This is a genomic window from Streptomyces sp. NPDC028331 (genome assembly GCF_055565775.1).
Genome location: NZ_JBVHTR010000003.1, coordinates 166807 through 193460 on the forward strand (window position 1 = coordinate 166807; position 26654 = coordinate 193460).

A 26654-nucleotide genomic window follows, 5' to 3' on the forward strand; every position below is an offset into this window, starting at 1 on the left:
TGACCTGCTCGGGCGCCCTCCCGGGACCGAGGGACTGAGGCCGGTGCGAGCCACCTTGCGCTGGGCGCACTCCGATCTGCGCACGCACCGCGGCGAGGCCCTGTTCATGGTGCTCGCCACGGCCGGGATCGTCGCCTCCCTGCTGCTGGCCACGGCCCTGTTCGGGTACGCCACCAATCCCTGGCAGCGCATCTTCACGCAGGCGCGCGGAGCGCACGTGTGGATCCACACCGCGCGCTCCGCCGATGTGGCCCAGCTCACCCACCTGGACGGCGTCGAATCCGTCGCCGGGCCCTACGCGACCGAGTACACGACCCTGGCCTCCCGCGGCACCCGCGCCTCCGTCGAACTGCGCGCCACCACCGGGCAGCCCTCCATCGGCCGCCCACTGCTCACCTCGGGCCACTGGCTGGATCCGGCACACCCCGACGGTGTGGTGCTGGAGAGCCGGCTCGCCCGGGCGCTGCTGGCCGAGCCCGGGGACACCCTGACGGTGGCCGGTACGGCCCGGACGCTCACCGTGGTGGGCATCGCGGACAGCGCCGAGCCCCGCTACCGCCCCGGGGAACAGCCCGGACTCGTGTGGGCGCCGCCGTCCGCCGTGCGCGATGCCGACGGCCAGGTGACCGGGCTGCGCCTGACCGACCCCGGCGACACCGACTACACCGTCCAGCGCGCCGTCACCGTGCTGGGAGCCGGCGCGGTCAGCGAGGTCTCCACCTGGCAGCAGGCGCGGGCGGAGGCACAGGGCGACAACCGGCTGCTGGGACAGGTCCTCGGCCTGTTCGGTCTGGGTGCGCTGGTGGCGGCCGGGTTCGCCGTGCACGGGGCGATCGGCACCCGGGTGCGGGGGCACCTGCGGGACATCTCGGTGCTGAAGGCGATCGGCTTCACGCCCGGCCAGGTGGTCCGCGTCTTCCTGCTCCAGCACGTGGCGTACGCCCTGCTCGGCGCGGTGGCCGCGGCGGCGCTCACGCAGGGGCTGGGCCGCCGGGTGCCGGGGCGCTTCGGGGACGCGGTCGGTGTGTGGCAGGGCCTGCCGGGACACACCGTGGCGCTGTTCGCCGTTCCGGCCGGGGCGGTGCTGTTCATCGCCGCCACCACCGGGCTCGCGGCCTGGCGGGCGGGACGGGTGCCTCCGGTGCCGGTTCCACGGCCCGCGGCGCCGGCCGGCGGGCGTCTGACCGTCCTGGCGCGCGGCGCCCTCGGCCTGCGGCTGCCGCCCGCGCTGGTCCTGGGCTGGCACCGGGCGTTCGCACGCCGTCCACGGTCCCTGGCCACGGTCGCCCGGCTCGCCCTGCCGCTGCTGCTGATCGTGGTGGCGATGAGCGCGTGGACCACCATCGACCGCTTCCACTCCAGGCCCGACGAGGTCGGACTGGCCGCCGCCCTGACCGTCCGCCCCGACACCGGTCTCGGCGAGGCGGCCACCCGCGCCCTGCTGGCACGCGACCGGCAGGTCGCCGACGCGTACCCGGGCGTCGAGGTGGCCGCCCTGGTGCCGGGCCAGACGGCCACGATCGCCCTGCGCGGCCTGGGCACACGCCAGAACCCCTACCCCTACGCCCTCGCCGAGGGCCGTCCCGCGCGGGGCCCCGACGAGGCCGTGGCCGGGCAGGGGCTGCTCGATCTGCTGGATGTGCGGGTCGGCGACTGGGTGCGGATGACCGTGGGCGACCAGCCGCAGATCCTGCACATCGTGGGCCGCAGCATCGAGCCGGAGAACGTCGGCCGGGTCATCTCCACCTCGCTCGACACCCTGCGCGAGAACGACCCGGGCCTGCGCCCCACCCTGTACCAGCTCCGGCTGCGCCCGGGTGCCGACCCGCACCGCGTCGCCGACGACCTGGCCACGGCCGCCCACGGGCATCTGGACGTGCACCCGGTCGCGAACCCCGCGGACGGCCTCTCCCCGCTGCGCGGAGTCGTCGCCGGCCTGATCGCCGTCCTCGCACTGATCGGGATCGTCGAACTGCTGACCGCGATCGGCGGCACCGTCCGCGAGGGCGAACGGGACCTCCTGGCGCTCAAGGCGATCGGTCTGTCCCCGCGCCAGATCACGGCGATCACGGTCACGGCCACCGCCTGCACCGCCCTGGCCGCGGTGGTGGCCGGTACGGCGCTGGGTCTGCCCCTCGCCCACTGGCTGATCGACGCACAGGGCCGCTCCAGCGGTATCGGCGCGGGCCTGGCCCAGGGCCCCTCCCCCGTGCTCCTGTTGCTGTTCGGGGCCGCGGCCGTGGCGGGAGCCGCCGCGCTCGCCGCCCTGCCCGCGGCCCGTGCGGCCCGGCGCAGGCTCGCCGACACGTTGAGCGCGGTGGCCTGAGCGCAGAGCCGGAAGGCGGGCGGCCGGTGCCGCCCGCCCCCGCCGCCGCGGTCAACGTCCGCGCCACTCCCGGTACTTCGCGACCAGCGCCTTGCTGGACTCGTCCAGGCCCGGCACGTCAGCGCCCTCGGTCAGCGCGGGTTCGACGCGCTTGGCGAGGACCTTGCCCAGCTCGACGCCCCACTGGTCGAAGGAGTCGATGTGCCAGATCGCGCCCTGGACGAACACCTTGTGCTCGTAGAGGGCGATGAGCTGGCCGAGGACCGACGGGGTCAGCTCCTTGGCGAGGATGGTCGTGGTCGGGTGGTTGCCCTTGAACGTCTTGTGGGGCACCAGCTCCTCCGGCACGCCCTCGGCACGCACCTCCTGAGGGGTGTTGCCGAAGGCCAGCGCCTGGGTCTGGGCGAAGAAGTTCGCCATCAGCAGGTCGTGCTGGTCCTTCAGCTCGTCGGCGAGCTCGGCCACCGGCTCCGCGAAGCCGATGAAGTCGGCCGGGATCAGCTTGGTGCCCTGGTGGATGAGCTGGTAGTAGGCGTGCTGCCCGTTGGTGCCCGGGGTGCCCCAGACGATCGGCCCGGTCTGCCAGTCGACCTCGCGCCCGTCCCGGTCCACGTACTTGCCGTTGGACTCCATGTCCAACTGCTGGAGGTAGGCGGTGAACTTGGACAGGTAGTGCGAGTACGGCAGCACGGCGTGCGACTGGGCGTCGTGGAAGTTGCCGTACCAGATGCCCAGCAGACCGAGCAGCAGCGGCACGTTGGACTCCGCGGGCGCGGTCCTGAAGTGCTCGTCGACGATGCGGAAGCCGTCGAGCATCTCCCGGAAGCGGTCCGGGCCGATGGCGACCATCAGGGACAGGCCGATCGCCGAGTCGTAGGAGTAGCGGCCGCCGACCCAGTCCCAGAACTCGAACATGTTGGCCGTGTCGATGCCGAACTCCTCGACCTTCTCGGCGTTCGTCGACAGCGCCACGAAGTGCTTGGCCACGGCCTCCTGACCGGCCTTCAGCTCGCTCAGCAGCCACTTGCGGGCCGAGGTGGCGTTGGTGATCGTCTCGATCGTGGTGAACGTCTTGGAGGCGATGATGAACAGCGTCTCGGCCGCGTCCAGGTCGCGGGTGGCCTCGTGCAGGTCCGCGCCGTCCACGTTCGACACGAAGCGGACCGTCAGACCGCGGTCCGTGTAGGCGCGCAGCGCCTCGTACGCCATCGCCGGGCCCAGGTCGGAGCCGCCGATGCCGATGTTGACGACGTTCCTGATCCGCTTGCCCGTGTGGCCCGTCCACTCGCCCGAGCGGACCCGGTTGGCGAAGTCGGTCATCTTGTCGAGCACCGCGTGGACCTTGGGCACCACGTTCTCGCCGTCGACCTCGATCACCGCGTCGCGCGGCGCGCGCAGGGCGGTGTGCAGGACCGCGCGGTGCTCGGTGGTGTTGATCTTCTCGCCGCGGAACATGGCGTCCCTGAGGCCGAAGACGTCCCGTGCGGCGGCCAGCTCGCGCAGTAGCCGCAGGGTCTCGTCGGTGACCAGATGCTTGGAGTAGTCGACGTGCAGATCGCCGACCTGGAGGGCGTACCCGCCGCCGCGGCCCGGGTCCGCCGCGAACAGGTCGCGCAGCCGCACCTCGCCGAGCTCCTCGCGGTGCTTGGCCAGAGCGGTCCACTCGGGCGTCTGGTTGAGCCTGGTACGGCTGTCTGCGTTCATCTGAGACTTCAGCCTTCTTCCTTGCCTGTGCTGCTGCGTACCTCGCCCCGCTGCCGGTCCCAACCTAATTGATCCCGACGCGGCGTGACCTGTTGTCACGCCGTCCTGAGGGGCAACAACAGGTACGTCCGTCTTGCGCGCGCGTGTCAACGAGGTGACGGCGAGCGCGAAGAGCACGGCGGCGAGCAGTGCCGGCCCGTTCAGCCCGTACGTCCGTGCCACGGCCCCGCCGAGCAGGGCGCCGAGCGGGGCGCCGGAGGTGGAGGCCGTGCGGAAGGCGGCGGCTATGCGGCCCACCATGGCCTCGGGGCTGCGGTGCTGCATCAGCGTGACCTGGTTGACGTTCCACACCATGCCCATGGCGCCGAGCAGCAGCATCCCCGTGAGCAGCGCCCCGGTGTGACGGACCGTCCCGATGAGCAGCAGGCACGCCGTCTGGACGCCGCCGGCGACGAGCAGTGCGCGCAGGCGTCCGGTGCGCTGCGCGATCCGCTGGGCGGTGAACCCGCCGACGAGGCTGCCTGCCGAGTACGCCGTCATCGCGGCCGCGTATCCGGCGCTGCCCAGGTGCAGCCACTGCGTCACGTGCAGCACCAGCGTGGCGATCAGGGCCCCCATACCGATGTTGCACAGCAGCGTGGCCAGGCAGGCGGCGCGCAGCACCCGGTCGTGCCACAGGGCGCGCAGCCCTTCGCCGATCTCGGCCCGCAGGGTGCTGCCGGCCGGGCGCGGCTCCCGCTCGGCCGGTCCGGTCCGCAGGGAGGCGACGAGGGCGGCGGCCAGCAGATATGTGCCCGCGTCGGCCGCGTAGGGCATGAACGCTCCGGCGGCGATGAGCAGCGGCACGAACGGGCCCGCCAGCAGTCCGCCCGCGAGCTGCTGTCCGGTCATCAGCAGGGCGTTGGCGCTGCCCAGGGCTTCACGGTTGATCAGGGAGGGCAGCAGGGCGGTGGAGGCGTTGTCGAAGAGCGTCTGGAGAGTGGTGAGCGAGAAGGCGAGGACCAGCAGCAGCGGGATCGAGGCGTGCCCGAGCCCCACGGCGAGCGCGAAGGCCCCGACGAGCAGTCCGCGCACGGTGTCGACGGCCCACATCGCCCGCCGCTGGTCCACCCGGTCGGCCACGGCCCCGCCGAGCAACCCGAAGAGGAGCCAGGGGGCGTAACCGCAGGCGGTGACGGAGGCCACGACGAGCGGTTCGTCCGTGAGCCGCACGGCGAGCAGGGGCAGCGCGGCGGTCCGCAGCGCGTCTCCGTACCGGGAGACCACGGCGGCGGTCCACAACCGCCCGAACCCTCCCCGCCACGCGGGCCGCCGTACGGTGCCCGCGGCCTCGACCGTTGCCATCGTCCCCCCTCACGATTCGCCGATGCACAAACCGTAGAGGGCACCACTGACAATCGGGCTGAGCTGCGGAAACGGACCGCTCGAGGGCCTGGGCCCGCCCCTCGCCTCGCACGGCGGGGCCGCACGGGGGCACGCCCGCAGGCCACCCGCCGCGTCCGCGGAGTCGAACGGCACGAGCCCCCGGCGCCATCCCGTGAGGGGTGTCCCGTCGGCACGAGGCCCCGGCCCGCTCCGCGGGGCGGGACCGCGCGAGGCCAGGCCCCGGCCCGCACCCCGTCGGGATGTCCCGGCCGTACGGGGCATCGGCTCACGGCCGTGGGGTGCCGCCCCGGCGGCTCGCGCAACCGGGTACCGAACGCCCACCGGCCAGGTACCCGCAGGCACCCGGCCGGTTCAACTCCTAGATTTCGCCGCGCAGTTTGGCGAGCGCCTCGGCGAGGATCGCCTCGCCGTCCGCGTCGCTGCGCCGCTCCCGCACATACGCGAGGTGCGTCTTGTACGGCTCGGTGCGCGGCGGGTCCGGCGGGTTGTCCCGATCCTGTCCGGCCGGAAAGCCGCAACGGGGGCAGTCCCAGGTGTCGGGAACCTGCGCGTCGCTGGCGAAGCTCGGCTGTGTCTCGTGCCCGTTGGAGCACCAGAAGGAGACGCGCAGACGCGGCGCGGACTCGCCGCGCTCGGCCTCGCCCATCGGCCCCGCCCCGACCCGGCTTCCTCGGATCGCGTTGCCACTTGCCACGGTCGTAACTCCCTGCGTGATGGTGCCGCGAAGCGAGTCGGCGTTTCGCTTCGCTGCGAGCGCCTCAGTCTACGTAAGGCCCAACGCGCGTCCAGTGATGGGAGTTACCCCCGCCCCTAGACGCAAGCCCCATGATAGGCCGCGTCCGAAGACCCGTACCGAACATGGGGCGTTACGTGCTTTATGTGCGTTTTATGCGGTTTGCCGATGACGGTCGACGCTAGTGGCTGGTCTTCATCAGGATGCCGAGCACCACGATGCAGGCGAGCCAGAGCAGACCGATCACGATGGTGATCCGGTCGAGGTTGCGCTCGGCGACCGACGAGCCGCCGACGGAGGACTGCATGCCGCCACCGAACATGTCGGAGAGGCCGCCGCCCTTCCCCTTGTGCATCAGCACCAGCAGCATCAGCAGCAGGCTGAAGACGATCAGGGCGATCGAGAACCCCAAAACCACGGCTGGACCAACTTCCTCGGATTCGGATGGACGACGGGGGCAGGGTGGCGGACCACCTTGCCCCCGCAAGAGTACGACGGATCGCCCCCGGGAAGCACTTACTGGTCGCGGAAACGGACGATCTTGACGAACTCGTCGGCGTCGAGCGAGGCGCCGCCGACCAGCGCGCCGTCGATGTCCGGCTTCGCCATGATCTCGGCGACGTTCCCGGACTTCACCGAGCCGCCGTACTGGATGCGGACCTGGTCGGCCACCTCCTGCGAGTACAGCTCGGCGATCTTGCCGCGGATCGCCGCACAGACCTCCTGGGCGTCGTCGGCGCCGCAGACCTTGCCGGTGCCGATGGCCCAGACGGGCTCGTAGGCGATCACGATGGTCTCTGCCTGCTCGGCGGGGAGGTCCTTCAGGCCGCCTTCGACCTGGGCGAGCGTGTGGGTCACGTGCTCACCCGCCTCGCGGACCTCCAGCTCCTCGCCGACACACAGGATCGGGGTCAGGCCGTGCTTGAAGGCGGCCTTGACCTTGGCGTTCACCAGCTCGTCCGACTCGTTGTGATACTGCCGGCGCTCGGAGTGACCGATCACCACGAAGGTGCACTTCAGCTTGGCCAGCATGGAGCCCGAGATCTCGCCGGTGTAGGCACCGGAGTCGTGCGCCGAGAGGTCCTGGGCGCCGTACTTGATCTTGAGCTTGTCCCCGTCGACCAGGGTCTGCACGGAGCGCAGGTCGGTGAAGGGCGGCAGGACGGCGACCTCGACGGCCTCGTAGTCCTTGTCCGCCAGGGCGAAGGCGAGCTTCTGGACGTGGGCGATGGCCTCGAGGTGGTTGAGGTTCATCTTCCAGTTGCCCGCCATCAGCGGCGTGCGGGTGCTCAAGGTTCAGTCCTCCAGTGCGGCGAGGCCGGGGAGCGTCTTGCCCTCGAGGTATTCGAGGGAGGCGCCGCCACCGGTCGAGATGTGACCGAATGCCGACTCGTCGAATCCCAGGATGCGGACGGCCGCGGCGGAGTCGCCGCCGCCGACCACGGTGAAGCCCTGGGAGTCGACGAGGGCCTGGGCGACCGCCTTGGTGCCCTCGGCGAAGTCGGGGTGCTCGAAGACGCCCATCGGCCCGTTCCAGAAGACGGTGGCCGCGTCGGCGAGCTTCGAGGCGTACAGCTTGCGGGTCTGAGGACCGATGTCCAGGCCCTCCTGGTCGGCCGGGATCGCGTCCGCGGCGACGGTGGTGGGGTTGGCCGGGGCCTTGGTCTTCAGGTCCGGGAAGTCGGGCGAGACCAGCGCGTCGACCGGCAGCACCAGCTCGACGCCGGTCTTCTCGGCGCGCTCGATGTACTCGGTGACGGCCGGGATCTGGTCCTCCTGCAGCAGCGACTTGCCGACCTCGTAGCCCTTAGCCTTGAGGAAGGTGTACGCCATGCCGCCGCCGATGAGGAGCCGGTCGGCCTTGCCGAGCAGCTGGTCGATGACGGCCAGCTTGTCGGAGACCTTGGCACCGCCGAGCGCGACGACGTAGGGCCGCTGGACGTCCTCGGTGAGCTTCTTCAGGACGCCGACCTCGGTGGCGATGAGGTAGCCGGCGTAGTGCGGCAGCCGGGCCGGGAGGTCGTAGACGGAGGCGTGCTTGCGGTGGACCGCGCCGAAGCCGTCGCTCACGTACACGTCGGCGAGGGCGGCGAGCCGGTCCGCGAACTCGCCGCGCTCGGTGTCGTCCTTGGACGTCTCACCGGGGTTGAAGCGCAGGTTCTCGATGACCGCGACCTGGCCCGGCTGGAGGCCGTCGACCGCGTCGTGGGCGGCGGGGCCGACGGTGTCCTGGGCGAACGCCACGGGCGCGCCGAGGAGTTCACCGAGCCGCTCGGCGGCGGGAAGCAGGGAGAAGGCCGGGTCCGGGGCGCCCTTGGGGCGGCCCAGGTGGGAGGCGACGACCACCTTGGCGCCCGCCTCGGCGAGGGCCTTGACGGTGGGCAGAACGGCGCGGATGCGGCCGTCGTCGGTGATGAGGCCGTCGGCGAGCGGCACGTTGAGGTCGGCGCGGACGAAGACCCGCTTGTTGTCCACGCCTTCGGAGAGAAGTTCGTCGATCGTCTTCATGGGTCGGACTCCTGGGGAAGCTCTTGATCGTACGGGGCTGATCGATCCGGACGACCGATCGGCCGATCCATCCGTGGGCGCGCCTGGGCTCGCCGCACGTGCGTCAGGGCTCGGGCAGCGCGACCTTGCGCTGCCCGAGCCCTGCTACCGCATGAGATGCCTGCTGGAAGCGATCAGAGCTGGTTGCCGACGAAGACCGTCAGGTCGACGAGGCGGTTGGAGTAGCCCCACTCGTTGTCGTACCAACCGATGACCTTCACGTTCTTGCCCTCCTGGACCATGGTCAGGGAGGAGTCGAAGGTGCAGGACGCCGGGGCGTTGACGATGTCGGAGGAGACGATCGGGTCCTCGGTGTAGTCGAGGAGGCCCTTCAGCTCGCCCTCGGCGGCCTTCTGGAAGGCGGCGTTGACCTCTTCCTTGGTGACCTCGCGGGAGAGCTCGACGACCAGGTCGGTGACCGAGCCGGTCGGGACCGGGACGCGCATGGCGATGCCGTCCAGCTTGCCCTTGAGCTGCGGCAGGACCAGGGCGGTGGCCTTGGCGGCGCCGGTGGTGGTCGGGATGATGTTCTCGGCGGCGGCACGGGCGCGGCGCAGGTCCTTGTGCGGGAAGTCCAGGATGCGCTGGTCGTTCGTGTACGCGTGCACCGTGGTCATCAGACCCTTGACGATGCCGAAGTTCTCGTCGAGGACCTTCGCCATCGGCGCCACACAGTTGGTGGTGCAGGAGGCGTTGGAGATGACGTGGTGGTTCGCCGGGTCGTACTTGTCCTGGTTGACACCCATCACGATGGTGATGTCCTCGTCCTTGGCCGGAGCCGAGATGAGGACCTTCTTGGCGCCACCGGCGATGTGCTTGGCGGCGTCTTCCTTCTTGGTGAAGATGCCGGTCGACTCGATGACGATGTCGACGCCCAGCTCACCCCACGGGATGTCGGCGGGGTTGCGCTCGGAGAGCACCTTGATGGTCTTGCCGCCGACGGTGATGGTGTCCTCGGTGTGGGACACCTCCTCCTTGAGGCGGCCGAGGATGGTGTCGTACTTCAGCAGGTGAGCGGTGGTCGCGGTGTCACCCAGGTCGTTGACAGCCACGATCTCGATGTCTGCACCCTGCTCCAGCAGCGCGCGGAAGTAGTTACGACCGATGCGGCCAAAGCCGTTGATGCCTACGCGGATCGTCACGAACCGATCTCCTCGTTGGTACGCCGGGTTCGACGCCGGCGAGCTGTATGGGATGTCCCCGACCGCCTACGACCCTACCTCCCTGACGCCGCCGGAGTGACATCGAGATGCCCCATACACGGCAGGGCGGTCCGTACCCGCCAGTAGGGGTACGGACCGCCCGGGCACGAGGCCCCGGCCACTCGTTCCGGCGACACGGACCCAACTGCCGTTGACTACCGGCTGTCAGAGGCCGAGCGCGTTGAGTGCCTTGCCCATCAGGGTCGTCCGGCCGGCCGCGGAAGTCACGTGCTCCAGGCCGAAACCGAGCAGCACGGTGCGGTCCGTGGTGACCGCGCCGTAGGTGCTGAACAGCGTCCGGGTGCGCGCCCAGTCCTTGGGGACGGCCGGGCTCCCCGCGGGCGGTCCGGCCACGTGCCAGGCTCCGAGGGACGTCTCGAACCCCTCCGTCTCGACGGCCGTGCCGCCGACCACGAGCGAGGCCTCGTCGGCGAGGACGCCGTGGCCGCCGCTGCTCGAGTCGGTGATGTAGCTCAGCGAGACCTCGACCGTCTTCCCCGCGTACGCGCTCAGATCGAAGCTCACCTGCTGCCAGCCGCTGGAGGCGCCGGTCAGGCTGTGCCACGCGCCGGTGGTGCCTTTCGCGGCGCAGCCGCCGGACGCCACGGTCAGATAGTGCTTGAGCCAGGGGTGCTCGGCCACGAGGAACCCGGCTCCGCAGTCCGCCGGCACGGCGTCGTTGGTGGCGCCGCCGGCCTCCGGCAGCGTGGTCCAGTCGTCGGCCCCGACGGTGTGCGCCTCGACCACGGCGTGGTCGTAGCCCGGTTCGGTGTCCCACAGCAGCCGGGTGCGCAGGGCGGGTTGACCGGCCGCGGTCACCTTGGTGAGGTCGACGGTGCGGGTGAGCCGCTTGTAGGCGTTGTCGGTGTGGGCGGCCGCGGCCATGTACGAGCCCGCGTAGGGCTGGTACGGGTTGGCCGTCCCGGTCAGCAGGCCCGCGCCCGCACCGGCGAACTGGGGGTACTTGTCGGCGGGCAGTTGCTCGGAGGTGACGCCGTACGCCCCGGCCTTGTCCAGCGGGTTGCCGGGCGCGTCGCCGAGCGCGCCGGTGAACCCGCCGAGCTTCCCGGAACCGGTGAAGCCGGTGACCCCCGGGGTCGACGTACGCGAGTAGGCGCCCAGGTAGTACTGGCTGAAGTCGTCCGAGAGGTTGCCGCCGCCGAGGTCGACGACGCCGCCGGCCTGCTCGCCCGCCTCGATCAGCTTGCCGCCCTCGTTGAGGAAGGCGCGCAGTTGGAGCTGGGTGGCGTTGCCCGGGACACCCGCACCCGTGTAGTGGACGACCGCCTTGAAGTGGTCGAGGACGCCCAGGGCGTCGGGCGGGCCCTGGGTGGCGACGTCCCAGACCATCGCCCTGCGGCCCGCCGCCTTCAGGGCATCGGTGTAGGTCCGGGCCTGCGTGGCCTTGGCGCCCTCCTCGGCGACCACGAGGACGTCCGCCCGCGGCCGCTCGGCCACGGTGTAGGTGAAGTGCCCGCTGGAGGTCTTCCGGCCGCCGCGGTTCTCGCCCGTGAACCACACCTCGACCTTGTCGCCCGGGTCCGCGCCGCGGACCTTGGCCCGGTACTCGTCGAAGTAGAGGTTGTCGTCGCCGCCGTAGGTCCTGCCGCCCTTCCAGGGCCTGAGCGCCCGGCTCTGGACGCGGCCGCCGTTGACGCGGTACTTCAGCTCCTTGTCGCGTACGGACTTGCGTACGACGACCGAGACCTCCTGGTCGGCGCCGCGGGCGTAGGAGGTGGAGAACGTCCCCGGGGTGAAGTCCGGTGCGTGGATGCCGACCGACGAGGACGGCCGGTCGGGGTGCGAGGCGGTCTCGGCGACGGAGAGCGCGAACGGGATGTTCTTCCGGAACTCCTGCTGGATCAGCTTCTCGTCGTCGGGGAAGTTGAAGACGGACTCGCAGTCGGAGGCGTTCCAGGCGTCGTTCGGGTCGATGTCGGACGCGGTCTGGCAGGTCGACATCTCCGGGGTGAACATCGCCATGCCGTTGACGTTGGACGCGTGGCCGTCCGCCTCGCCGTTGGTGGTGTACAGCTCCGAGGACACCTGGGAGCGGTAGCCGGGGATGGCCGGGTTGTCCGGCGTGCCGGCCAGCGCCTTGTACAGGACGTCGTCGGGGGTCGGGGTCGCCACCTGCCAGCCGACGCCGTAGAGGAGCAGTTCGGCCGCGGAGTGGTAGTTGATCCCGTAGCTGAATCCGATGCGCCTCTCGAAGCTGTCGAGCGCCCGGGTCTCGGGTTCGGACTCCGGGCTCGCGCCGCGGTAGGTCTCACTGGTGGGGAGGGGGGACGAACCCTCGTCGTCGTAGCCCCACTTGTAGGCGAAGTTGCGGTTGAGGTCGACGCCGTCGCCGAGGCCGATGACGCCGTCGCCGTCGACGTCCCGCAGGTTCTTGCGCCACAGCCGGGTGTCCGGGTTCTTGAAGGTGTAGTCGTAGCCGTCCGGGTTGGCGGACAGGACGAACCACAGCTCGGTGGAGTCGACGATCTTCTTGATGCGCCGGTCCGTGCTGTAGTGGTCCAGGTAGTAGTGCATCAGCCGGCGGGTCATCTCGGGAGTGATCCACTCGCGCGCGTGCTGGTTGGACACGTACAGCACGGCGGGCTTGGAGCCGTCCCCGGACTTCTTCGCGTTCTTGGTCAGTTTGAGCGCGAGGATGTCCTGACCGTTGATCGTCTTGCCGATGGAGACGACCTTGGTCAGACCGGGGTGGGCCTGACCGGTTCTGACGATCTCCTCCTTGAGGCCGCCGCTCCCGCTGTACGGGCGGAACACGCCCTGGGCCGCGTTCTCGACGCGCGTCTCGGCCTTCGCCGACAGCGTGTGTTCGGTGAGGCGGACACCCTGTTTTCTGAGTGCTCCGGCCTGTTTCTCGGTGAGGTAGACCTCGACGGTGCTCCTCCCGCGGCCGGTCGCCTGCTCGCCGAGTTCGTGGCCGTCCTGACCCGCCTCGAGCAGCAGCGGTATCTGTTTCTGGGTGACCTCGGCGCGGAAGACCCGGACTTCGTCCGGGGCGGACCGGGAGGACGTCCCGCTCTGTGCCTGGGCGACGGGTGCGAGACCCGCTCCACCGAGCAGGAGTGTGCCGACAGCGAGGATCGATCTCGCTCTGTGTCTCATGGATCCCCCTAGCGATGGTTCGCCACAGCGGCGAATCAGGTGCCAGGCTCATGACAATCCATGATCGAGTCAAGGGCGCATCAAAGACGGACAAAGGCCGGTGCCGACGCCCGAAGTGGGCGCCCGCACCGGCCTGTTGGGCTTGCGGGAGTCACCCCGCCAGGTTGTCCGCCATCTCCTCGGTGAGGTTGGACTCCGTGCCCGGGATGCCGAGGTCCGCGGCGCGCTTGTCGGCCATCGCCAGCAGCCGACGGATTCGGCCGGCGACCGCGTCCTTGGTCAGCGGCGGGTCGGCGAGGGCGCCCAGTTCCTCCAGGGACGCCTGCTTGTGCTCCATGCGCAGCCGCCCGGCGGCCGCGAGGTGCTCGGGGACCTCGTCGCCGAGGATCTCCAGGGCGCGGGCGACCCGGGCTCCGGCGGCGACCGCGGCGCGGGCCGAACGGCGCAGGTTCGCGTCGTCGAAGTTGGCGAGGCGGTTCGCGGTGGCTCGGACCTCGCGACGCATCCGCCGCTCCTCCCAGGCCAGCACGGACTCGTGCGCGCCGAGGCGAGTCAGCAGGGCGCCGATCGCGTCGCCGTCCCGTACCACCACCCGGTCCACGCCCCGCACCTCGCGGGCCTTCGCGGCGATCGACAGCCGCCGGGCGGCACCCACCAGGGCGAGCGCGGCCTCGGGACCGGGGCAGGTGACCTCCAGGGACGACGAGCGGCCGGGTTCCGTCAGCGAGCCGTGCGCCAGGAACGCGCCGCGCCACGCCGCCTCGGCGTCGCAGGTGGCCCCCGAGACCACTTGCGGGGGCAGACCGCGGATCGGCCGGCCCCGGCCGTCGACGAGACCGGTCTGGCGGGCCAGCTGGTCACCGCCGGCGACGACCCGCACCACGTACCGGGAGCCGCGGCGCAGACCACCGGGGGCCATCACGATCAGCTCGGAGCTGTGGCCGAAGATCTCCAGAATGTCGCGCTTGAGCCGCCGGGCCGCCATCGCGGTGTCCAGCTCCGCCTCGATCACGATGCGACCGCTGACCAGGTGGAGTCCGCCCGCGAACCGCAGGATCGCCGAGACCTCCGCTTTCCTGCAGCAGGTCCGGGTGACGGGAAGCCGGGAGATCTCATCCTTCACCGCTGCCGTCATCGCCATGGGCCGATCCTTCCATGCATCCGAAAAATACGGTCGTACGCGGCGGCCAAGAGCTCCGGGTCGTGCCGCGGGGTTCCGTCGGTACGGGCCACCGGGGCCAGCTCGACCGCGGCACCGAACCGCTGGGCGGCCTCGGTGAGCAAGGCGCGGTCGGGCACGGCGGCCTGGTCGGCCAGCACCACATCCAGGGCGAGTTTAGGGGCGTGTCGTCCCAAAACCTCCAAATGACGCTGCGGGGAGAACCCCTCGGTCTCTCCGGGTTGTGGAGCGAGGTTCAAGGAGAGGACCCGGCGCGCCTTCGTCTCGATGAGGGCGTCCAGGAGCTCGGGCACGAGCAGATGCGGGATCACGGAGGAGAACCAGGACCCGGGCCCGAGCACCACCCAGTCGGCGTCCAGAACCGCTTCGACGGCCTCGGGGACGGCGGGCGGGTCGTTCGGCACCAGGTGCACGGACTGCACCTCGCCGGGGGTGAGCGCGACGGTCGCCTGTCCCCGTACGGTGACGGTCTCGTCCGGGCGCTCCAGGTCGTGGCCCTTGACCAGCGCCTGGAGCTCCAGCGGCACGGCGGACATGGGAAGCACCCGGCCGTGGGCACCCAGCAGCTTGCCGACCAGGTCCAGGGCCTGGACATGGTCGCCGAGCTGCTCCCACAGGGCCACGATCAGCAGGTTGCCGACCGCGTGGTCGTGCAGGTCGCCCTGGGACTGGAAGCGGTGCTGGATGACGCGGGCCCAGGTCTGGCCCCAGTCGTCGTCGCCGCACAGCGCGGCCAGTGCCTTGCGCAGGTCCCCGGGCGGGAGCACGCCCAGTTCGTCGCGCAGGCGCCCGCTGGAGCCGCCGTCGTCGGCGACGGTGACGACGGCGGTGAGGTCGCCGGTGATCCGGCGCAGCGCGGCGAGCGAGGCGGACAGGCCCATGCCGCCGCCGAGGGCGACCACCTTGGGCTGGGTGCCCCGGCGGCGCGCCCGACCGCCGCGTCCCTCGGGCACGACTCGGCGCAGCCTGCTCAGCCGCAGAGTACGTCCGGTCACTCGCGCCCCATGTCCCGGTGCACGACCACGGTCTCCACTCCCTCGGCCGCCAGGCGGGCGGCGAGCTTCTCCGACACGGCGACGGAGCGGTGCTTGCCGCCGGTGCAGCCGATGGCGATGGTCACATAGCGCTTGCCCTCGCGGCGGTACCCGGCCGCGATGAGCCGCAGCAGTTCGGCATAGCGGTCGAGGAACTCCTTGGCGCCGGGCTGGTTGAAGACGTACGCGGCCACCTCCTCGTTGAGCCCGGTGTACGGGCGCAGCTCCGGGACCCAGTGGGGGTTGGGCAGGAAGCGCATGTCGGCGACGAGGTCGGCGTCGACGGGGAGGCCGTACTTGAAGCCGAAGGACATGACGGTGGCCCGCAGCTCGGGCTCCTCCTCCCCGGCGAACTGGGCGTCCATCTTGGCGCGCAGCTCGTGCACGTTCAGGCTGGAGGTGTCTATCACCAGGTCGGCGTCGCCGCGCAGCTCGCGCAGCAGCTCCCGCTCGGCGGCGATGCCGTCGACGATGCGGCCGTCGCCCTGGAGGGGGTGCGGGCGGCGCACGGACTCGAAACGGCGCACGAGTGCCTCGTCGGAGGACTCCAGGAAGACGATCCGCCGGGTGACGTTCTTCGCCTCCAGGTCCGCCAGGGACTCGCGGAGGTTGTCGAAGAAGCGGCGGCCCCGGACGTCGACGACGACCGCGATCCTCGCGACGTTGCCCTGGGAGCGGGCGCCCAGCTCCACCATGGTGGGGATCAGCGCCGGCGGCAGGTTGTCGACGACGAACCAGCCGAGGTCCTCCAGACACTTGGCGGCCGTGGAACGGCCGGCGCCGGACATGCCGGAGATGATCACCAGCTCGGGGATGGCCGCGTCGGGGATCCCGGCCGTTTCACTGCCCGTACTCACCTGTGCTCCGTTGTTCTGAGCGGCCTGCTGCCGCCCCTGCTCCTCGCCCGGTTCCGTGTGATCCGGGCGATCCGGCCGGTTCTGCGCCGGTCGTTCTTCTGAGTGCTGGTCGTGCTCGGTCATGTCTCCTGCCCCCGTCGCTCGTGCGGGGCTCCCGTGGACACGGGTTCCCCGGAGGAACCCGCCGTCGTCCCGGGTTCCTCCTCTTCCATGATCTCTCCAGTCGCCGTGTTCACGGCGGGTGCGGCCGGGGCCGCCTGGGCGAGGGCCACGGCGATGGTCTCGGCCGTCTTGCGGCCGATGCCGGGAACCTCCTGAATCTGGTCGACCGTCGCGGAACGCAGTCTCTTCACCGAGCCGAAGTGCTTGATCAGCGCCTGCTTGCGGCTCTCGCCGAGGCCCGGCACGTCGTCCAGGGGGCTGGACCTGAGGCGCTTGGTCCGCTTGCTGCGCTGGTAGGTGATCGCGAAGCGGTGGGCCTCGTCCCGGACCCGCTGGAGCAGGTAGAGACCCTCGCTGGTGCGGGGCAGGACCACCGGGTCCTCCTCGTCCGGCAGCCACACCTCCTCCAGGCGCTTGGCGAGGCCGCACACGGCGATGTCGTCGATGCCGAGCTCGTCCAGGGCCCGCTTGGCGGCGGCCACCTGCGGCTGCCCGCCGTCGACGACGACGAGCTGCGGCGGGTAGGCGAACCGCTTGGGCCGCCCGTCGTCCTCGGTGAGCACCTCGCCGTCCGCCCACTCCCCCGTCTTCTCCTTCTCGGCCAGGTAGCGCCGGAAGCGGCGGGTGATCACCTCGTGCATGGACCGGACGTCGTCCTGCCCCGCGAAGCCCTTGATCTGGAAGCGGCGGTACTCGCTCTTGCGCTGCAGCCCGTCCTCGAAGACGACCATGGAGGCCACGACGTCCTCGCCCTGGAGGTGCGAGATGTCGTAGCACTCGATCCTGAGGGGGGCGCTGTCCAGCTCGAGGGCCTCGGCGATCTCCTCCAGGGCGCGCGAGCGGGTGGTCAGGTCGGAGGCGCGCTTGGTCTTGTGCAGTGCCAGCGCCTGCTGGGCGTTGCGCTGCACGGTCTCCATCAGCGCCTTCTTGTCGCCGCGCTGCGGGATGCGCAGCGACACGTTCGACCCGCGTCGGCCGGTGAGCCAGTCCTGGACGGGCTCTATGGGGTCGGGCAGCGCGGGGACGAGGACCTCCTTGGGCACCGAGTCGCCCGTCTCCTCGCCGTAGAGCTGCTGGAGGGCGTGCTCGACCAGGGCGCCGGTGGTGATCTCCTCGACCTTGTCGGTCACCCAGCCGCGCTGGCCCCGTACCCGGCCGCCGCGCACGTGGAAGATCTGCACGGCTGCTTCGAGTTCGTCCTCGGCGACCGCGATGAGGTCGGCGTCGGTCGCGTCCGTGAGCACGACCGCGTTCTTCTCCATGGCCTTCTTCAGGGCCTCTATGTCGTCGCGCAGTCGGGCGGCCCGCTCGTACTCCATCTCCTCGGCCGCCTCCGTCATCTGCTTCTCCAGACGACGGAGGTACGTCCCCGTGCGGCCCGCCATGAAGTCGCAGAACTCCTCGGCCAGTTCGCCGTGGTCCTCGGGGGAGATGCGGCCCACACAGGGTGCGGAGCACTTGCCGATGTAGCCGAGCAGGCAGGGGCGGCCGGTGCGGGCCGCGTTCTTGAAGACGCCGGCCGAGCAGGTGCGCACGGGGAAGACGCGCAGCAGCAGGTCCACGGTGTCACGGATCGCCCAGGCGTGCGAGTACGGCCCGAAGTACCGCACGCCCTTGCGTTTCTGGCCCCGCATCACCTGCACGCGCGGGAACTCCTCGTTCATCGTCACCGCGAGGTACGGGTAGCTCTTGTCGTCGCGGTACTTGACGTTGAACCGGGGGTCGAACTCCTTGATCCAGGTGTACTCCAGCTGCAGGGCCTCGACCTCCGTGGACACCACGGTCCACTCCACGGACGCGGCCGTGGTGACCATGGTGCGGGTACGCGGGTGGAGGTTCGCCAGGTCCTGGAAGTAGTTCGCCAGGCGCTGACGGAGGCTTTTCGCCTTTCCGACGTAGATCACCCGGCGGTGCTCGTCACGGAACCTGTAGACCCCGGGAGAGTCCGGGATCTCTCCTGGTTTGGGGCGGTAGCTGGAGGGGTCGGCCATGTCTCACACCCTACTGGCGGGGGCCGACAGCGCGGCGACCCTGTGGACAGCGGCCCGGGTCGGCCGGCGGGCCGGGGTGAGCGCGGGCACCGGGGCCGCGGGCACCGCACCGCGCCGGCCGGGAGCGGTCGGGGGCGGCGGCATTGGGGGCGGCCGTGGGCGTGGGACACCGGGCGGCGCCTGTCGGGCCCGGCGGGCGCTCGCCGGTGGCGGCGCCCGGAGGAGCCCCGGGCCCGCGACGGGTGGGGCAGGCAGGCAGGCAGGCAGGCAGGCAGGCGGATCGTACGGCGGTTCGACCGCGCGGGGCCCGGCACGCGACGGACGGCCGGGTCCTGCGTGGTACGGGCGTGCCGTGGTACGGCACGTCCGGCGACGCCCGCCGATGCCCGCCCCACCGAGTGCGATCCGGACACCGGTCGGCGAGGGGAGGGCGTCAGGTGTTGTCGGGGCTCGGTCAACACGCTTCAATGCGGGGAAACTTCGGGCCGCCACCGGAGAGGTTCGCTTGTGAACGAGCCTCGCACGCCCCGGGCGCCCCGGCACGACCCTGCGCACGGTCTGACCAGCCATCGCGCACATTCACAGAAAGGCCCCCCGGTATGCGGCACGGCACACAGCATGCGGACGTCGTCCCGGCGGAGTTGGAGGCGGCCCTGCGCGGCGGCCCCTTCCACGTCGCACTGCGCGCCGCGATCGCCGCCCGAGGACTGCCGCTGCAGCGCGTACAGCACCACCTGTCGCGGCACGGGGTCAGGGTCGGGGTGACGAGCCTGAGCTACTGGCAGCAGGGCGCGCGCCGCCCGCAGCGCCCCGAGTCCCTGCGCGCGGTGCGCGCCCTTGAGGAGATACTGCAGCTGCCCGAGGAGTCCCTGATCCGGCTGCTCGCCACCTCCGACGAGCGGCCCGGTACCGACCGTCCCGCGGGCCGTTCGTACCGCGCTCTGGTGGAGGCCTCCGGTGCCCTGGAACAGCTCCTCGCCGAGCTGGAGGCGCCGCTGGACGACGGACTGCTGACCATCGGCCACCACGACCGCGTGCGCATAGGACCGCGCCGGGAACTGCTGGCGCGCGAGTCGCATCACATCGTGCGCGCCGACAGGGACGGCGTGGACCGCTACATCGCCGTCCACCACGGCGACCCGGGGTGCGCCCCGGAGCGGATGGCGGTGCACGCCCTCGAGAACTGCCGCCCGGGACGTCTGCGCCGGCACCACGAGACGGGCCTGCTGGTCGCCGAGCTGCTGTTCGACACCCGGCTCCACTCCGGCGACACGTTCCTCTTCCGTTACGCCTTCCAGGACGGCACCGCGGGCACCTCCTGCGAATACGTCCGGGGGTTCCGCGTGCCGGGCGGGCAGTACGCGCTCCAGGTGCGCTTCGACGAGACGGCGCTGCCGGTGCGCTGCCACCGGTTCGCCCAGCAGTCCCCGGCCGCCCCGCGCACCGGCCGACAGGAGCTGAGGCTGAGCGGGCACCACCACTCGGTGCACCTGGTGGAGCCGAGGGTGCGGGCCGGGCTCGTGGGGATCGGCTGGGACTGGGAGTGACCGGGACCGGGTGAGCGGTCAGGCCGCCGGGCCCGCCACGATCCTGCCGCTCTTCACCTGGACGGGCAGCTCGTGCAGCGGCTCGGTGGCCGGGTCCCGCACCACCTTGCCGGTGAGGGCGTCGAACTCGCTGCCGTGGCAGGGGCACACGAGCGTCGTTCCCGAGAGCTTGTTGATCGGGCACCCGGCGTGCGTGCAGATCGTGCTGTACGCCTTCAGGGAGCCGTCCGCCGCGCGGCTCACCACCACGTTCTCGTCCCGGTAGAGCTTCGCGCCGCCCCTGGGGATCTCGCTCTCGGCACCCAGCGCGACCGGCGCGGTCGGGGTCGCGGCGGGCCCCGCACCACCGCTGCCGCCCGGTGAACAGGCCGTGAGGCCGAGCCCGGCGACCGGGGTGAGAGCCGCCCCGCGCAGGACGGTGCGACGGGTCGTGGAGGGACGGTTGGGCATGGCTTCTCCACTGGATCATGGCCGGCCTCGCCGGGGCGACGGGGCGACGGGGCAACGGGGCAACGGGGCACACCGACGATACCGGTATCAACCATTCCGCTTTCGGCCGGGGCAGTGTCCTCCGCACGGACACCGGCGGTATCGGGCGGCGACCGCAGGGCCGAGGCGCGGAGCGGTAACCGCCCCGGAGGGACGTAAACGCTTGCGCAAGCGTTTACGTCAGCCGCCGAATGGGATACCTTCGCGGCCGGACCTCCAAGGAGGGAAAGCGTCCGAGGAGGGGCTCGATGGCAACCATGGCCGATGTCGCACGGAGTGCGGGCGTGTCCGTCGCGACCGTCTCGCACGTCCTGAACGGCACCCGCCCGGTGCTGCCCCACACCCGCCAGGCGGTGCTCGATGCCATCGACGAACTGGGCTACACCCCGAACTCCCTCGCCCGCTCCCTGGTGACCTCGCGCACCCGGTCGATCGGGCTCGCCGTGTCGGCCATCAGCAACCCGTACTTCACGGAGATGCTCCAGGGCGTGGAGGCCGCCGCCCTGGAGCACGGCTACAGCCTGCTCATCGCGGACCCGCACGACGACCCCGAGCACGAGCGCAAGGTCGTCCAGTTGCTGCACGAGCGCCGCGTCGACGGCCTGATCGTCGCTCCCTCGGCGGACCCGAGCGCCCTTGTCGCCCTCCTGGGACGGCACGGCGTACCGACCGTGTTCCTGGACCGGCTGGTCGACGCCGTCCCCGACCCCACGGGTGATGCCCGGGACGCGAACGACGCCCGGGACCCCACTGACGCCCAGGACGCCGAGGACGCCGCCGAGCCGGACGATCCCTCCTCCGGGGCCTTCCTCTTCGACCAGGTCTGCGCCGAGAACGCCGAACCGATGGCCCGCCTCGTCACGCACCTCGCTCAGCTCGGCCACCGGCGCATCGGACTCGTCGCGGGCCTGCCCGGTCTCAGCACCACGACCGAGCGGATCAGCGGCTACCGGCACGCCCTCGCGGCCGCCGGGCTGCCGTACGACGAGCGGCTGGTCGTCCACGGCGACTCCGCGGCCGAGGGCGCCGAGCGCGCCACCGCCGCCCTGCTGGCGCTCGGGGCGCCGCCCACCGCGCTGGTCACCGCCAACAACGCGATGACCATCGGAGCGCTGCGCGCCCTGCGCGCGCGGGGCCTGTCCGTACCGGGCGACATGGCGCTCGCCTGCTTCGACGACTTCCCGTGGGCGGATCTGTTCTCGCCCCGGCTGACCGCGGTCTCCCAGCCGAGCAGGGAAATCGGCGCCCAGGCCGTACGGCTCCTCCTGGAGCGGCTCCAGGCTCCGGCCCGCCCGCCCCGCACCCTGCGGCTGCCCTGTGCGTTCGTCCACCGCACCTCGTGCGGCTGCTCCGACACCCCGTCCCAGAAGGGAACGCTCTCGTGATCGTCGTCGCCGGTGAGGCCCTGATCGACCTGGTCCCCCAGGACCGCGGCGCGCTCGCCCCGTTGAAGCCGGCGCTGGGCGGAGGCCCGTACAACACGGCCGTCGCGCTGGGCAGGCTCGGCTCCCCCACCGCCTTCTGCTCCCGCACCTCCCTCGACGCGTTCGGCGAGGCCCTGCTCGACGGGCTGCGCCAGGCGGGCGTGGACGTGTCGGCCGTGCAGCGCGGCACCGAGCCGACCACCCTGGCGGTCGCCACGATCGACGAGCACGGCTCCGCCAGCTACTCCTTCTACGTCGAGGGCACCGCCGACCGGCTCTTCACGGCACCGGCGCGCCTTCCCGAGGGAACGCGCGCCGTGTCGTTCGGCACGTGCTCGCTGGTCCTCGAACCGGGGGCGAGCGCGTACGAGGAGCTGATGCGCAGCGCCGCGGCGCAGGGCGTGTTCACGAGCCTCGACCCGAACATCCGCACAGGCCTGATCCCCGACCCCGACGCCTATCGGGCCCGTTTCAAGAACTGGCTGCCCTCGGTGTCACTGCTCAAGCTCTCCGCGGAGGACGCCGCGTGGCTGGGCGGCAGCCCGCGGGAATGGCTCGCCTCCGGCCCCGCCGCCGTGGTGATCACCCATGGTGGCGACGGGATCACGGCGTACACCAGGGACGGGGCGGAGCACTCCGTGCCCGGGGTGCGGGTCGATGTCGTGGACACGATCGGCGCCGGCGACACCGTGAACGCGGCCCTGCTGCACGGCCTGGCCGCCCGCGACGCCCTCTCCCCCGCCGCCGTGGCGAGCCTGGGCACCGAGGGCTGGACGGAACTGCTGGGCTTCGCGGCCCGCGCCGCGGCGATCACCTGTTCCCGGCCCGGCGCCGAACCGCCCTACGCGTCGGAACTCGCGGACGCCTAAGCCGAGTTCAGCCGCACATGCGGTTCGTGGGGCCTCGGGATCCTGCGGCCCCCTGTACAACGTGCGGTGCCCCGCGGGGAGATCCCGCGGGGCACCGCACGTTTCGGGATGTGTCAGGCCTTGCGTGTCCGCGTGGTCTTCTTCGCGGGTGCCGCCTTCTTCGTGGTGGCGGCGGCCTTCTTGGTCGCCGTGTTGTTGGCGGTCGTCACCGCCCTGGCCGTCGCGGTCTTCTTCGCCGTCGAGCCGGCCGCGACCGCCTTCTTGGCCGCCGTCCTGCGCGGCGCCTTCACCGAGGCCGCGTCGCTGATGCGCTCGGCGCCCAGGACCTCGCGCAGGAACTTGCCGGTGTGGCTGGCCGGGATGCCGGCGACCTCCTCCGGCGTGCCCTCGGCGACCACGAGGCCGCCGCCCGCGCCGCCCTCGGGACCCATGTCGACAACCCAGTCGGCGGTCTTGATGACGTCGAGGTTGTGCTCGATGACGATGACCGTGTTGCCCTTGTCGACCAGGCCGCCGAGCACCTTGAGCAGCTTGCTGATGTCCTCGAAGTGCAGGCCGGTGGTCGGCTCGTCGAGCACGTAGACGGTGCGTCCGGTGGACCGCTTCTGCAACTCGCTGGCCAGCTTCACGCGCTGTGCCTCGCCGCCCGAGAGGGTGGTCGCGGACTGGCCGAGCCGGACGTAACCGAGACCGACGTCGTTCAGCGTCCTGAGGTGACGGGAGATCGCCGGGACCGCCTCGAAGAAGTGCATGGCCTCCTCGATCGGCATGTTCAGGACGTCGGCGATGGACTTGCCCTTGTAGTGGACCTCCAGGGTCTCCCGGTTGTACCGGGCGCCGTGGCAGACCTCGCACGGGACGTAGACGTCCGGCAGGAAGTTCATCTCGATCTTGATGGTGCCGTCGCCGGCGCAGTTCTCGCAGCGGCCGCCCTTGACGTTGAAGGAGAAGCGGCCGGGCTGGTAGCCGCGGACCTTCGCCTCGGTGGTCTCGGCGAACAGCTTGCGGATGTGGTCGAAGACGCCGGTGTAGGTCGCCGGGTTCGAGCGCGGGGTGCGGCCGATGGGCGACTGGTCGACGTGCACGACCTTGTCGACGAGGTCGTCGCCGTCCACGCGCGTGTGCCGCCCCGGCACGTTCCGCGCGCCGTTCAGCTCGCGGGCCAGGTGCGTATACAGGATGTCGTTGACCAGCGTCGACTTGCCGGAACCTGACACGCCCGTGACCGCGGTGAACACGCCCAGCGGGAAGGAGACGTCGATGTCCCGCAGGTTGTTCTCCCGGGCACCGTGCACCGTGAGCTGCCGCGAGGGGTCGTGGGGGCGCCGGATGTCGGGCACCGGGATCGCCTTCTTGCCCGACAGGTACTGACCGGTCTGCGACTCCTCGTTGGCGAGCAACTCCTTCAGGGAGCCGCTGTGCACGACCTTGCCGCCGTGCTCGCCCGCGCCGGGGCCGATGTCGACGACCCAGTCGGCGGTCTTGATGGTGTCCTCGTCGTGCTCGACGACGATGAGCGTGTTGCCCATGTCGCGCAGCCGGACCAGCGTCTCGATCAGCCGGTGGTTGTCGCGCTGGTGCAGGCCGATGGACGGCTCGTCGAGCACGTACAGCACACCGACGAGGCCGGAGCCGATCTGGGTGGCCAGCCGGATGCGCTGGGCCTCGCCGCCGGAGAGGGTGCCGGCCGCGCGGTTCAGCGAGAGGTAGTCCAGGCCGACGTCGACCAGGAACCGCAGTCGCTCGTTGACCTCCTTCAGAACCCGCTCGGCGATCTTCTTGTCGCGGGCGTCGAGCTTCAGCTCGCGCAGGAAGTCCGCGCAGTCGCTGATGGACATCGCGGAGACCTCGGCGATCGACTTGCCCATGATCGTGACCGCGAGGACGACCGGCTTCAGACGGGTGCCCTGACAGCCGGGGCAGGGCACCTCGCGCATGTAGCCCTCGAAACGCTCACGGCTCGCGTCGCTCTCGGCCTCGCTGTGCCGGCGCCGTACGAAGGGCACCGCGCCCTCGAAAGGCGTCGTGTACACGCGCTCGCGCCCGTACCGGTTGCGGTAGCGGACCTCGATCTGCGTCTTGTGGCCGTAGAGGAGGGCCTTCTTGGCGCGCTGCGGCAGGCCCGCGAAGGGGATGTCCGTACGGAAGCCCAGTGCGTCCGCGAGGGCGCCGATGAGGCGGCCGAAGTAGTCCTTGGTGTGTCCGTGCGACCAGGGGTGGATGGCGCCCTCGTCGAGCGTCTTCTCCTCGTCGGGGACGATCAGCTCGGGATCGACCTCCATGCGCGTGCCGATGCCGGTGCACTCGGGGCAGGCGCCGAAGGGCGAGTTGAAGGAGAAGGAGCGGGGTTCCAGCTCCTCGAAGGACAGGTCGTCGTACGGGCAGTACAGGTGCTCCGAGTACATGCGCTCGCGCTCGGGGTCGTCCTCGGGAAGGTCGACGAAGTCGAGCACGACCATGCCGCCGGACAGACCGAGCGCGGTCTCCACGGAGTCGGTGAGGCGGCGCTTGGCGGAGTCCTTCACCGTCAGGCGGTCCACGACCACCTCGATGGTGTGCTTCTCCTGCTTCTTCAGCGCGGGCGGGCTGGACAACTGGATCGTCTCGCCGTCCACCCGGGCGCGGCTGTAGCCCTTGGTCTGGAGATCGGCGAAGAGGTCGACGAACTCACCCTTGCGCTCGCGCACCAGCGGCGAGAGCACCTGGAATCGGCTCCCCTCCGGCAGCTCCAGGACCTTGTCGACGATGGCCTGCGGGGACTGGCGCGAGATGGGGCGGCCGCACTCGGGGCAGTGCGGCTTGCCGATGCGCGCGAACAGCAGGCGCAGGTAGTCGTAGACCTCGGTGATCGTGCCGACCGTGGAGCGGGGGTTGCGCGAGGTCGACTTCTGGTCGATCGAGACGGCCGGCGACAGCCCCTCGATGAAGTCGACGTCCGGCTTGTCCATCTGCCCGAGGAACTGCCGGGCGTACGAGGACAGCGACTCCACGTAACGGCGCTGCCCCTCGGCGAAGATGGTGTCGAAGGCCAGCGAGGACTTGCCCGACCCCGACAGGCCCGTGAAGACGATGAGCGCGTCGCGTGGCAGGTCGAGCGAGACATTCTTCAGGTTGTGCTCGCGCGCTCCACGGACGATGAGACGGTCGGCCACGCCGGTCCGCACCTTTCTTGAGAGAAGCGACAGGGGCGAGGCCCCCGCTTTCCCAGACTAGGGGGAGCCACTGACAACGCCGGTCGGATTCCTGGGTTCACAACAACCCCCGGCCATCCAGCATGCCCGACGCCGCACTCGACCATATAGCACGCGCATTCGATTAGCGGCCCGGGTTCGCTTCCTTCACCCGAAGGAGTGGCCGGACTAAGGTCGGCCGCATGATGGATCACGCGCGCGACCTGGCGTCTGTACGTGACGCGACCGACCGGCTGCTCACCGCAGCCGCCGAACTGGACAACGCCGCCGTGGCCGAACCGTCACGGTTGCCCGGCTGGACCCGCGGCCATGTCCTCGCCCACCTCGCCCGCAACGCGGACGCCCTCGTGAACGTGCTGCAGGGGCGTCCCATGTACGCCTCGGCCGAGGCCCGGGACGCCGACATCGAGCGGGACGCCCGGCGGCCCCTGGACGCCCACCTCGCCGACCTGCGCGAGAGCGCGGACCGCTTCCAGGAGGCGGGGGCCGCGCCCGCGGACTGGTCGCGCACGGTGGAGCTGCGCAACGGGGTCACCGACTCGGCGTCCCGGGTGCCGTTCAGGCGCTGGGTCGAGATCGAGCTGCACCATGTCGATCTCGGCATCGGCTACGACCTCGAGCACCTGCCGCCGGAGTTCGTCGAACGGGAGATCGGCTTCCTCGCGGAGCGGTTCACCGGACACCCCGGGGTGCCGCCTACGCGCGTCACCGACGGCACGCGCGCGTGGAGCACGGGCCGGGAGGCGGCCGAGCCCGAGGTCACCGTCCGGGGCGCCGCACCCGACCTGCTCGGCTGGCTCGCCGGCCGCCGCGGCGGATCCGCACTCACCGCCCACGGAGGAGGGCTGCCGGCGCTTCCGCCGCTGTAGGTCACGGACGGCCATCGGCCCCC

At 71.2% G+C, this 26654-nt stretch carries 18 protein-coding genes and 1 pseudogene; 5 read left to right on the forward strand and 14 right to left on the reverse strand.

Features of this window, described 5'->3' with window-relative positions:
* The first annotated feature begins 43 nt into the window (after nucleotides 1–43).
* On the forward strand, nucleotides 44–2326 hold the full coding sequence (locus ACZ4SW_RS04845; protein WP_468237978.1) for an ABC transporter permease: 2283 nt from the start codon (nucleotides 44–46) through the stop codon (nucleotides 2324–2326).
* Nucleotides 2327–2377: 51 nt separating this feature from the next.
* Here ACZ4SW_RS04845 and pgi read toward each other — a convergent pair whose 3' ends face one another.
* The 12 genes and pseudogenes from pgi to uvrC all read right to left on the reverse strand — a co-directional run bounded on the left by pgi (nucleotide 2378) and on the right by uvrC (nucleotide 18242).
* Nucleotides 2378–4030 (reverse strand): glucose-6-phosphate isomerase, encoded by a 1653-nt coding sequence (pgi, locus tag ACZ4SW_RS04850; protein WP_468238504.1) that lies wholly within the window; start codon nucleotides 4028–4030, stop codon nucleotides 2378–2380.
* Between the two features lie 150 nt (nucleotides 4031–4180).
* Nucleotides 4181–5374, reverse strand: a pseudogene (locus ACZ4SW_RS04855) (MFS transporter); the annotation flags it as partial.
* Nucleotides 5375–5774: 400 nt separating this feature from the next.
* The gene (locus ACZ4SW_RS04860; RefSeq protein WP_078066843.1) at nucleotides 5775–6110 is read right to left on the reverse strand and encodes an RNA polymerase-binding protein RbpA; all 336 of its coding nucleotides are present in this window, start codon (nucleotides 6108–6110) and stop codon (nucleotides 5775–5777) included.
* A 220-nt stretch (nucleotides 6111–6330) separates the two neighbouring features.
* Nucleotides 6331–6567: a preprotein translocase subunit SecG gene (gene secG / locus ACZ4SW_RS04865; protein ID WP_468237980.1), complete on the reverse strand. Its 237-nt coding sequence runs from the start codon at nucleotides 6565–6567 to the stop codon at nucleotides 6331–6333.
* Between the two features lie 98 nt (nucleotides 6568–6665).
* Nucleotides 6666–7442: a triose-phosphate isomerase gene (tpiA, locus tag ACZ4SW_RS04870; RefSeq protein ID WP_468237983.1), complete on the reverse strand. Its 777-nt coding sequence runs from the start codon at nucleotides 7440–7442 to the stop codon at nucleotides 6666–6668.
* Nucleotides 7443–7445: 3 nt separating this feature from the next.
* The gene (locus ACZ4SW_RS04875) at nucleotides 7446–8657 is read right to left on the reverse strand and encodes a phosphoglycerate kinase (protein WP_468237986.1); all 1212 of its coding nucleotides are present in this window, start codon (nucleotides 8655–8657) and stop codon (nucleotides 7446–7448) included.
* A 173-nt stretch (nucleotides 8658–8830) separates the two neighbouring features.
* A complete protein-coding gene (gap, locus tag ACZ4SW_RS04880) occupies nucleotides 8831–9838 on the reverse strand; it encodes a type I glyceraldehyde-3-phosphate dehydrogenase (RefSeq protein WP_468237988.1) in 1008 nt (335 codons plus the stop codon).
* A 225-nt stretch (nucleotides 9839–10063) separates the two neighbouring features.
* Nucleotides 10064–13018, reverse strand: coding sequence for a M14 family metallopeptidase (locus tag ACZ4SW_RS04885; RefSeq protein ID WP_468237991.1), 2955 nt, complete (start codon nucleotides 13016–13018; stop codon nucleotides 10064–10066).
* Nucleotides 13019–13169: 151 nt separating this feature from the next.
* Entirely contained in the window at nucleotides 13170–14159 is a 990-nt protein-coding gene (gene whiA / locus ACZ4SW_RS04890; protein WP_351232792.1) for a DNA-binding protein WhiA, read from the reverse strand.
* Complete coding sequence (locus ACZ4SW_RS04895; RefSeq protein ID WP_468237995.1) at nucleotides 14150–15193, reverse strand: gluconeogenesis factor YvcK family protein; 1044 nt, start codon at nucleotides 15191–15193, stop codon at nucleotides 14150–14152. Before ACZ4SW_RS04895 ends, whiA begins: the two co-directional genes overlap by 10 nt.
* Nucleotides 15190–16212, reverse strand: coding sequence for an RNase adapter RapZ (gene rapZ / locus ACZ4SW_RS04900; protein ID WP_468237998.1), 1023 nt, complete (start codon nucleotides 16210–16212; stop codon nucleotides 15190–15192). Before rapZ ends, ACZ4SW_RS04895 begins: the two co-directional genes overlap by 4 nt.
* Entirely contained in the window at nucleotides 16209–18242 is a 2034-nt protein-coding gene (gene uvrC / locus ACZ4SW_RS04905; protein ID WP_468238000.1) for an excinuclease ABC subunit UvrC, read from the reverse strand. Before uvrC ends, rapZ begins: the two co-directional genes overlap by 4 nt.
* Nucleotides 18243–18841: 599 nt before the next feature.
* Between uvrC and ACZ4SW_RS04910 the strand changes: the two genes are divergently transcribed.
* Entirely contained in the window at nucleotides 18842–19789 is a 948-nt protein-coding gene (locus ACZ4SW_RS04910; RefSeq protein WP_468238003.1) for a hypothetical protein, read from the forward strand.
* 18 nt (nucleotides 19790–19807) lie between these two features.
* On the opposite strand, the gene ACZ4SW_RS04915 is transcribed toward ACZ4SW_RS04910, so the two are convergent.
* The gene (locus ACZ4SW_RS04915; RefSeq protein ID WP_468238005.1) at nucleotides 19808–20239 is read right to left on the reverse strand and encodes a Rieske (2Fe-2S) protein; all 432 of its coding nucleotides are present in this window, start codon (nucleotides 20237–20239) and stop codon (nucleotides 19808–19810) included.
* Nucleotides 20240–20526: 287 nt separating this feature from the next.
* On the opposite strand from ACZ4SW_RS04915, the gene ACZ4SW_RS04920 reads away from it, so the two are divergent.
* On the forward strand, nucleotides 20527–21663 hold the full coding sequence (locus ACZ4SW_RS04920; protein WP_468238008.1) for a LacI family DNA-binding transcriptional regulator: 1137 nt from the start codon (nucleotides 20527–20529) through the stop codon (nucleotides 21661–21663).
* Nucleotides 21660–22571, forward strand: coding sequence for a carbohydrate kinase family protein (locus ACZ4SW_RS04925; protein ID WP_468238011.1), 912 nt, complete (start codon nucleotides 21660–21662; stop codon nucleotides 22569–22571). The genes ACZ4SW_RS04920 and ACZ4SW_RS04925 overlap by 4 nt, the downstream gene beginning before the upstream one ends.
* Before the next feature lie 113 nt (nucleotides 22572–22684).
* On the opposite strand, the gene uvrA is transcribed toward ACZ4SW_RS04925, so the two are convergent.
* A complete protein-coding gene (gene uvrA / locus ACZ4SW_RS04930; protein WP_468238014.1) occupies nucleotides 22685–25723 on the reverse strand; it encodes an excinuclease ABC subunit UvrA in 3039 nt (1012 codons plus the stop codon).
* 221 nt (nucleotides 25724–25944) lie between these two features.
* Between uvrA and ACZ4SW_RS04935 the strand changes: the two genes are divergently transcribed.
* Nucleotides 25945–26631, forward strand: a complete 687-nt coding sequence (locus ACZ4SW_RS04935) for a maleylpyruvate isomerase family mycothiol-dependent enzyme (protein WP_468238016.1) — start codon at nucleotides 25945–25947, stop codon at nucleotides 26629–26631.
* Nucleotides 26632–26654: the final 23 nt, after the last annotated feature.